10 protein-coding genes are annotated in these 7,595 nt (G+C 73.0%); 7 read left to right on the top strand and 3 right to left on the bottom strand.

What is annotated here, in order from left to right; genetic code table 11:
- The coding region (locus AB0B02_RS24270; RefSeq protein WP_357303742.1) for a non-reducing end alpha-L-arabinofuranosidase family hydrolase at window positions 1–330 on the top strand (330 nt) is incomplete at its 5' end.
- 19 nt (window positions 331–349) lie between these two features.
- The gene (locus AB0B02_RS24265; RefSeq protein ID WP_357303739.1) at window positions 350–511 is read left to right on the top strand and encodes a hypothetical protein; all 162 of its coding nucleotides are present in this window, start codon (window positions 350–352) and stop codon (window positions 509–511) included.
- A 59-nt stretch (window positions 512–570) separates the two neighbouring features.
- Here the strand turns inward: AB0B02_RS24265 and AB0B02_RS24260 are convergent, their stop codons facing one another.
- Window positions 571–2,151: a pectate lyase gene (locus tag AB0B02_RS24260; RefSeq protein ID WP_281940858.1), complete on the bottom strand. Its 1,581-nt coding sequence runs from the start codon at window positions 2,149–2,151 to the stop codon at window positions 571–573.
- Between the two features lie 257 nt (window positions 2,152–2,408).
- On the bottom strand, window positions 2,409–2,825 hold the full coding sequence (locus AB0B02_RS24255; RefSeq protein WP_107155641.1) for an ArsI/CadI family heavy metal resistance metalloenzyme: 417 nt from the start codon (window positions 2,823–2,825) through the stop codon (window positions 2,409–2,411).
- 80 nt (window positions 2,826–2,905) lie between these two features.
- Between AB0B02_RS24255 and AB0B02_RS24250 the strand changes: the two genes are divergently transcribed.
- Genes AB0B02_RS24250 through AB0B02_RS24240 form a run of 3 tightly spaced genes read left to right on the top strand, consistent with a single transcriptional unit; the run spans window position 2,906 to window position 4,406 of the window.
- Window positions 2,906–3,268, top strand: a complete 363-nt coding sequence (locus tag AB0B02_RS24250) for a metalloregulator ArsR/SmtB family transcription factor (protein ID WP_281940855.1) — start codon at window positions 2,906–2,908, stop codon at window positions 3,266–3,268.
- Entirely contained in the window at window positions 3,265–4,002 is a 738-nt protein-coding gene (locus AB0B02_RS24245; RefSeq protein WP_281940854.1) for an MIP/aquaporin family protein, read from the top strand. Before AB0B02_RS24250 ends, AB0B02_RS24245 begins: the two co-directional genes overlap by 4 nt.
- Window positions 3,999–4,406: an arsenate reductase ArsC gene (locus AB0B02_RS24240; protein ID WP_281940852.1), complete on the top strand. Its 408-nt coding sequence runs from the start codon at window positions 3,999–4,001 to the stop codon at window positions 4,404–4,406. Before AB0B02_RS24245 ends, AB0B02_RS24240 begins: the two co-directional genes overlap by 4 nt.
- A 14-nt stretch (window positions 4,407–4,420) precedes the next feature.
- Here AB0B02_RS24240 and AB0B02_RS24235 read toward each other — a convergent pair whose 3' ends face one another.
- Window positions 4,421–5,383 (bottom strand): DMT family transporter, encoded by a 963-nt coding sequence (locus AB0B02_RS24235; RefSeq protein ID WP_357303732.1) that lies wholly within the window; start codon window positions 5,381–5,383, stop codon window positions 4,421–4,423.
- Here AB0B02_RS24235 and AB0B02_RS24230 point away from each other — a divergent pair.
- Together AB0B02_RS24230 and AB0B02_RS24225 are read left to right on the top strand one after the other, a co-directional pair.
- The gene (locus tag AB0B02_RS24230; RefSeq protein ID WP_357303729.1) at window positions 5,382–6,773 is read left to right on the top strand and encodes a PLP-dependent aminotransferase family protein; all 1,392 of its coding nucleotides are present in this window, start codon (window positions 5,382–5,384) and stop codon (window positions 6,771–6,773) included. The two genes, AB0B02_RS24235 and AB0B02_RS24230, sit on opposite strands and share 2 nt — an antisense overlap.
- Before the next feature lie 108 nt (window positions 6,774–6,881).
- Window positions 6,882–7,514, top strand: coding sequence for a response regulator transcription factor (locus tag AB0B02_RS24225; protein ID WP_357303726.1), 633 nt, complete (start codon window positions 6,882–6,884; stop codon window positions 7,512–7,514).
- Window positions 7,515–7,595 lie beyond the last annotated feature (81 nt).

Below are 7,595 nucleotides of genomic sequence, written 5' to 3'. Positions count from 1 at the left end.
AAGCTCCAGGGCCAGACCCGCTACCTGATGATCGTCGAGGCCATCGGCGCGCAGGGCCGCTACTTCCGGTCCTTCACCGCGACCAGCCTGAACGGATCGTGGACACCGAACGCGGCCACCGAGAGCAACCCGTTCGCCGGCAAGGCCAACAGCGGCGCCACCTGGACCAACGACATCAGCCACGGCGAACTGATCCGCACCACCGCCGACCAGACCTTCACCGTCGACCCCTGCAACCTGCAACTGCTCTACCAGGGTCGAGCCACCAACTCCGGCGGCGACTACGGCCTGCTGCCGTACCGCCCGGGTCTGCTGACGCTCCAGCGCTAGTCGGGCGAGGAGAGATGCGATGAGGAAACTCAGACCGCCCCGTACCGCGCTGGTGACGGCCGGCACGGTGCTGCCGCTGGAGGTGACCGCCCACCAGGGCGACGGCAAGGTCACGCTGGTCATCCTGAACCGCTCGACCAGCGCGGTGAGCGCGAGCGCGCCATCTCCACCGTGGTGCTGACCCTCTGAAAACGGTGGGGGGCGGGAGCGGCTGCGCCACTCCCGCCCCCCACGCCGGGCTCAGCTCGCGTACGTCTCGAACTCGCCGACCCTCGGCGTACCGTTCGAGCTGTTGATCTTGAAGTTGATCTTCTGGAGCGACGTGGCGGCGAAGCTGATCGCACCCGCCCCGCTCCCCGAGGCGAGGACCGCGCCGGTGTCGTTGTTGACGAGCTGCCAGGACCCGATCGAGCCCTGGGTGCCGGACGGTTCCCGAATGATCACCCGGGACACCCGGGTGGCGGAGCCCCACTTGATCGAGATGGTGCCGGTCGAACCGGACGGCGACCACCAGGTGCCGAGGTTGGCGTCGCGCACGTTGCCGTAGCTGGTGCCGTCGGCCTTGCTGGAACCGTCCGCGCCGGCGCCGGAGGCGAGGCTCAGGTTGGTCCCGCTGGGCGGCGGCGGGGTGGTGGTCGTCGGCGGCGGGGTGGTCGGCGCGGGCGTGGTCGGCGCGGGCGTGGTCGGCGTCGGGGTGGTGGGCGGCGGGGACTGCGGCGTGCAGTTGCCGTCCGACGTCCGCAGGCCGGTGTTGGCGCCCGCCGTCTGGCGGACGATGTCCGGCACGCAGCTCGCCCCGTCGAGACGGTACGAGTAGGGGATGGCGACCGTGGTGGTGGACGTCGGGTTCGGCCCGGCCGGGTAGTTCTCGTTGCCCGGGGCCGACCAGGTCACGTTGTCGAAGATGTTGCCGCCGACCTGCCAGGTGCCGCGCTCGTTGGTGTAGAACGTGCCGAGCACGTCCTTGGAGTTGCGGAAGTAGTTGTTCTCCACCTTGGCCCGGGCGCCGGCGCGGGAGTTGATGCCGGACTCGTGCAGCCCCGAGTAGTGGTTGTTGTACATGTGCGCGACACCGCCGCGCAGCAGCGGCGTGCGGGAGTCGATGTTCTCGTAGAGGTTGTGGTCGAACGTGATGAAGCTGTTCGACCGGTCGCTCTCGCTGGAGCCGATGAGCCCGCCGCGGCCGGAGTTGCGCAGGATGCTGTAGGACAGCGTCACGTACTGGGTGTCGTCCTTCATGTCGAAGAGGCCGTCGAAGCCCTCCGCCTCCCCGCCGGACGCCTCCAGCGTGACGTGGTCGACCCAGATGTTGCGGACCGTGCTCTCCATGCCGATGGCGTCGCCGCCGTTGGAGGTGGGCGAGCCCGACTTCTTGACGTTCCGCACCGTGACGTTCTGGATGATGATGTTGCGGGAGTCGCGGATGTGGATGCCGAGCTGGTCGAAGACCGCGCCGCCGCCCACCCCGATGATGGTGACGTTGCTGATCTGCTTCAGCTCGATCACGCCGGCCGCGGTGTTGCAGCTCGAACCCGAGACCTTGGTGGTGTTGCCGTGGTTGATGGTCCCGGAGACCTCGATGACGATCGGGGTGCTGCTGCTGGCCCGGTTGCAGAGCGCGGCGTGGATCGCGGTCCCGGTGGTGGCCCGCACCGTCTGCCCGCCCGCGCCGCCGGTGGTCCCGCCGTTCTGGGTCGCGAAGCCGGTGGCGGTCCCGGCCGCCGCCGACGCCTGCGGGGTCGGCATGGCCACGGCGACCGCGACCCCCACCGCCGCCGTGGCCAACGTGGCCTGAAGTCGCCGTGTGACTGGTCGTTCCATGGACGCCTCGATTCGTTTTCGCGCATGCCGGATCGACCGGCTGCCGCCGAACAGGAAAAGGTGAATAGCGGCGACACGATCAGGCGCGTCACCAGCGGTTCCCATCCATTCGCGGCGCCCGGCCCGCGAATGAAACATCGATGTGACGCAATCGTAAGAAAGCGCTTTCGCTCAGGGCAAGGGCTGGCGTTTGCAGGTTTTTTGCACTACTGCGGACCCGGCGCACAGGCGTGCGCCGGGTCCGTGGACGACATCCCCTAGGCGGCGGGGGCGCAGCAGGCGTTCTCGGCGGGCTTCTCCAGCCGTGGCGAGTCGGCCTTGACGGTGTAGACCTCCCAGCGCTCGTCGCCGGGGCCGCGCACCCACACCTTGTCCTGCAACGCGTAGCAGCACTCGGTGTCGTTCTCGGCCAGCGTGACGAGGCCGGAGTCGGTCAGGCGACGGGTGGCGGCGTCGACCTCGTCGGTGCTGGGCACCTCGACGCCCAGGTGGTCCAGCGCGGTGGGCTGCTCGGCCTCCCCCTCGAGGAGGACGAGCTTCAGGGGCGGGTTCTCGATGGCGAAGTTGGCGTAGCCGGGGCGACGCTTGGCCGGCTCGACGCCGAACAGCTTGGCGTAGAACGCGACGGAGCCTTCGAGGTCGGACACGCGCAGGGCGAGCTGGACTCGGGACATGGCGACTTTCTCCTTGTCTAGATGACTGTCGAAGCAGCCCTCAGGTTGCCGCCTGTTTCGACATCTGTCAAGCTAGACGTATGTCAAAACAAGCGACCCCGGACGCGGTCGCCTGCTGCGCCCCGATCGCGGCCCGCCCCCTGGGGCCCGATCAGGCCGCGGTGATCGCGCCCCTGTTCAAGGCGCTGGGTGACCCGATCCGGCTGCGGCTGATGTCGATGATCGCCTCGGTGCCGGAGATCTGCGTCTGCGATCTCACCCCGGCCTTCGACCTGTCCGGGCCGACCATCTCGCACCACCTCAAGGTCCTCCGCGAGGCCGGCCTGGTCGACGCCGACCGGCGCGGGACCTGGGTCTGGTACCGCGTCCGGCCCGAGGCGCTCCGGCAGCTCGGCGCGCTGCTGGAGACCACGGCCGCCGCCGGTGACGGGCACCCGGCGTGAGCCTCCCCCTGTCCCGGCGGGCGTCGGCCGAGTTCGCCGGCACCGCGCTGCTGGTCACCGCCGTCATCGGCTCGGGCATCGCCGCCACCCGGCTGTCCCCCACCGACACCGGGCTGCAACTGCTGGAGAACGCGATCGCCACCGCCCTCGCCCTGGGCGCGCTCATCCTGACGTTCGGCCCGGTCTCCGGCGCGCACCTCAACCCGGTCGTCTCCGCCGTCGACTGGTGGCTCGGCCGCCGCGCCGGCACCGGCCTGACCGGGCGCGACCTCGCCGCGTACGCGATCGCCCAGACCGCCGGCGCGGTCACCGGCGCCGTCCTCGCCCACCTGATGTTCGACCTGCCGGCGATGGCCTGGTCCCGCACCGACCGGAGCGGCGGGCACCTGTGGCTGGCCGAGGTGGTCGCCACCGCCGGCCTGGTCCTGCTGATCTTCGCGCTGGCCCGCTCCGGCCGCACCGCCGCCGCGCCGGCCGCGGTCGGGGCGTACATCGGCGCGGCCTACTGGTTCACCTCGTCGACCTCGTTCGCCAACCCGGCCGTCACGGTCGGCCGGGCGTTCTCGGACACGTTCGCCGGCATCGCCCCGGCCTCGGTGCCCGGCTTCCTGGTCGCCCAGGTCGTCGGCGGTCTGGTCGCCGTCGCCGCGCTCGCCCTCTGGTACCCCCACGCCGGCGACGACGCCGACGCCGTGGTCGTGCCCCACCTCACCCCGGAGACCGAAGCCCGATGAGTCACCAACCCACCGTCCTGTTCGTCTGCGTCCACAACGCCGGCCGCTCCCAGATGGCCGCCGGCTGGCTGCGCCACCTCGCCGGGGACGCCGTCGAGGTGCGCTCCGCCGGCAGCGAACCCGCCGACCGGATCAACCCGGTCGCCGTCGAGGCCATGCGCGAGGTCGGCATCGACATCACCGACCGGACGCCGGCCCGGCTCACCTGGGACGCCGCCGAGGCCAGCGACGTCATCGTCACCATGGGGTGCGGCGACGCCTGCCCGGTGTTCCCCGGAAAACGCTACGAGGACTGGCAGCTCACCGATCCGGCCGGCCGGTCGCTGGACGTCGTCCGTCAGGTCCGCGACGAGATCCGGCAGCGGGTGGCGCACCTGATCAGCACGCTCGACGTTCCGGCCTAGCCGACGCTCGGGCACTACCGCTGACCGGCCCGTTCGGGGTGGGGCGGGGCGTGGTCGCGGGGGCGGGCGGCGCCCCGGGTGCGTTGGATGAGCACCACACAGGCCAGCACCGCCCCGGCCACGGCGACGGTGGCCGGGGTGATCGCCTCGCCGAGCAGCAGCGCCGACCAGACCAGCGTGAGCACCGGCTGGACGAGCTGGATCTGCCCCACCTTGGCGATGCCGCCCCGGGCCAGTCCGGCGTACCAGGCGAAGAAGCCGAGGAACATCGAGACCAGCGTGAGGTAGCCGAACGCGGTCCAGCCGGCGGCACCGGCCCGCGGGTGGTGGGCGGCGGCGGCCACCACCGTGACCGGGATCGTGACCGGCAGCGAGAGCAGCAACGCCCAGCAGATCGTCCGGGCGCCACCGAGCTGACGGGCCAGCACGCCGCCCTCGGCGTACCCGAGGCCGCACAGCACGACGGCGGCGAGCAGGAACAGGTCCGCCAGGGAGAGCGTGCCGCGCATCGAACCGCCGGTGGCGAGGAACGCGAGCACCAGCGCCAGCCCGGCGGCACTGGCGAGCCAGAACAGCGGTGGCGGTCGTTCGCCGGCCCGGAGCACCGCGAAGACCGCCGTCGTGGCGGGCAGCACGGTGACGACGACCGCGCCGTGCGCGGAGGTCTGCGTGGTGAGCGCGAGCGACGTGAACAGCGGGAAGCCGACGACCACGCCGAGCGCGACGACGGCCAGTCGCCGCCACTGGACCGGGGTGGGGCGCGGGGCCCGGGTCAGGCGGAGGTACGCCGCCGCGAGCAGCGCCGCGCCGACGGCCCGTCCGAACGCGACGAACCACGGGTCGAGCGTGTGCACGGCGACGCGGGTGGCCGGGAGCGACATGCTGAACGCCAGCACACCCAGCGCGCCGAGCGCGACACCGGCGCCCGGCCGGGCCGTTACCGTCGTGGGTTCAGTAGCGCTACTCTGTTCCGTCATGAATGATGGTAGCGCTACCGACCGCGTTGTCCACCACCTGCGTACGCTGGTGCGGGCCGCCGCGCCCGGGACGCGGCTGCCGTCGGTGCGGGAGCTGACCGCCCACCACTACGCCTCCCCGGTGACGGTCGCCGAGGCGACCCGGCGGCTCGTCGCGGAGGGGCTGGTCGAGACGCGGTCGGGTCGGGGCGCGTTCGTGGCGGCCCGGCGCGTCGACCCGCCCCGCCCGGACCTGTCCTGGCAGACCGTCGCGCTGGGCTCCCGGCGCTCCGGCGGCGAGGAGATGCAGGCGCTCCTGGCGTTGCCGCCGGCCGGGGCCATCCCGTTGACCGGCGGCTACCTGGACGCGGAACTCCAGCCGGCCGTCGCGCTCGGCGCGGCGCTCGCCCGCGCGGCCCGCCACCCGGCGGCGTGGCAACGCGGCCCGGTCGAGGGGCGCGCCGACCTGCGGGCCTGGTTCGCCCGCGAGACCGGCGGCGGCCTGCGCGCCGAGGATGTGGTGATCTGCCCGGGCGGACAGGCCGCTCTCGCGTCCACCCTGCGGGCGCTCACCGTGCCCGGCGACACGTTGCTCGTCGAGTCCCCCACCTACCTGGGCGCGCTGGCCACCGCGCACGCCGCCGGGCTGCGGGTGGTGCCGGTGCCCGCCGACGCCGACGGGGTCCGCCCCGACCAGCTCGCCGCCGCGTTCGCCCGCACCGGCGCCCGGTTGTTCTACTGCCAGCCGCTGCACGCCAACCCGCACGGCGCGACGCTCAGCCCCGCCCGGCGGGCCGAGGTGGCGACCGCGATCCGCGAGGCCGGCGCGTTCCTGGTCGAGGACGACTACGCCCGGGACCTGACCATCGACGGCGAGGCGCCGCCACCGTTGGCCGCCGACGACCCGGACGGACACGTGGTCTACCTGCGCTCGCTGACCAAGCCGGCCGCCCCCGGCCTGCGGATCGCCGCGCTGGGCGCGCGCGGGCCGGCCGGGGAACGCCTGCGCGCCGCCCGGCTGCTCGACGACTTCTTCGTGGCCGGGCCGCTGCAACAGGCCGCGTTGGAGTTCCTCGCCGCGCCGGCCTGGGACCGGCACCGCCGTACGCTGCGCAAGGAGCTGCGGGCCCGCCGGGACGCGCTGCTCGCGGCGCTGGACCGCCACCTGCCGGCGCTGACCCCGCCCGACGTCCCCCGCGGCGGCCTGCACCTGTGGGTCCGGTTGCCGGACGGCGCCGACGACGTCGCGGTGACCGCGCGGGCCGCCGCCGAGGGGGTCACCGTGTTCCCCGGGCGACCCTGGTACGCCGCCGAACCGCCCGCGCCGCACCTGCGCCTCACCTACGCCGCCGCCCGGCCGGAGATGATGGACGAGGCGGTCCGCCGGCTAGCCGTCGCACTCGGACGCTGACGCCCGGCCCGACCCCGCCACGCCCGGCGGCAACCACATGGCGGGATCGCGCCGGAAACGCACAGCACAGGGGGTGACCGGTTACGGTGTGTCGGGCACAGTAGTCCCGTGAACGATACTCGTAGCGAATCGGCAACCGGCCCGACACCAGCGGTCCGGGTCGCCGTGCTCGGCGCACCCAGCCTGTGCCGGACACTCGTGGCCGGAGTGGTCGCGGCGGCGGCCGACTTCGAGGTGGTGGCCGAGGGCGACACGGACGCCGGCGGCCTGTGCCGCCGCGCCGACCTGGCGTTGCTCGACCTCAACCCGGAGGACGAGCCGGCGACGGTGGTCGCGGCACTGCGCGCCGCCGCGCCGGACTGCGCGGTCGTGGTGCTGACGAACCGGCCGAGCGCCCGGGTGCTGCGACTGGTGCTGAACCTGTGCGTGCGTGGGGTGGTCGCCAAGGACGTGCCACCGGAGGAGATGCTCACCCAGTTGCGGGCCGTCGCCCAGGGGCGCCGCGCGATCGACCCGCTGACCGCCGTCGCCGCGCTGGACACCGTGGTCAACCCGCTGAGCGAGCGGGAGCGGGAGGTGGCCGCCACCGCCGCGAAGGGTCTGCCCAGCCGGGAGATCGCCGCGGTGCTGCACCTCGCTCCCGGGACGGTCCGCAACCATCTGTCCAGCCTGCTGCGCAAGACCGGCGGCCGGAACCGCTGGGAGGCGGTGCAACGCGCCCAGGAGGCCGGCTGGATCTGACAACAGGCCGACACCGGGTGTCGTCGGCACAGTGACTTAAATAAGATTCCTGACGGCTGGTTATCAGTTGTTCACGATAGG

Origin of the sequence: Micromonospora sp. NPDC049240, from assembly GCF_040647835.1 — a bacterium.
Classification (GTDB): Bacteria; Actinomycetota; Actinomycetes; order Mycobacteriales; family Micromonosporaceae; genus Micromonospora.
Note: the sequence above shows the minus strand (reverse complement) of the source record. Positions and strands in the feature narration are given on the sequence as shown.

Bases quoted from the DNA above. Each gene is read 5' to 3' on its own strand.
- AB0B02_RS24255 (WP_107155641.1), bottom strand. From the start codon at position 2,825: ATGTCCCGAGTCCAGCTCGCCCTGCGCGTGTCCGACCTCGAAGGCTCC.
- AB0B02_RS24265 (WP_357303739.1), top strand. From the start codon at position 350: ATGAGGAAACTCAGACCGCCCCGTACCGCGCTGGTGACGGCCGGCACG.
- AB0B02_RS24230 (WP_357303729.1), top strand. From the start codon at position 5,382: ATGAATGATGGTAGCGCTACCGACCGCGTTGTCCACCACCTGCGTACG.
- AB0B02_RS24240 (WP_281940852.1), top strand. From the start codon at position 3,999: ATGAGTCACCAACCCACCGTCCTGTTCGTCTGCGTCCACAACGCCGGC.
- AB0B02_RS24260 (WP_281940858.1), bottom strand. From the start codon at position 2,151: ATGGAACGACCAGTCACACGGCGACTTCAGGCCACGTTGGCCACGGCG.
- AB0B02_RS24235 (WP_357303732.1), bottom strand. From the start codon at position 5,383: ATGACGGAACAGAGTAGCGCTACTGAACCCACGACGGTAACGGCCCGG.
- AB0B02_RS24250 (WP_281940855.1), top strand. From the start codon at position 2,906: ATGTCAAAACAAGCGACCCCGGACGCGGTCGCCTGCTGCGCCCCGATC.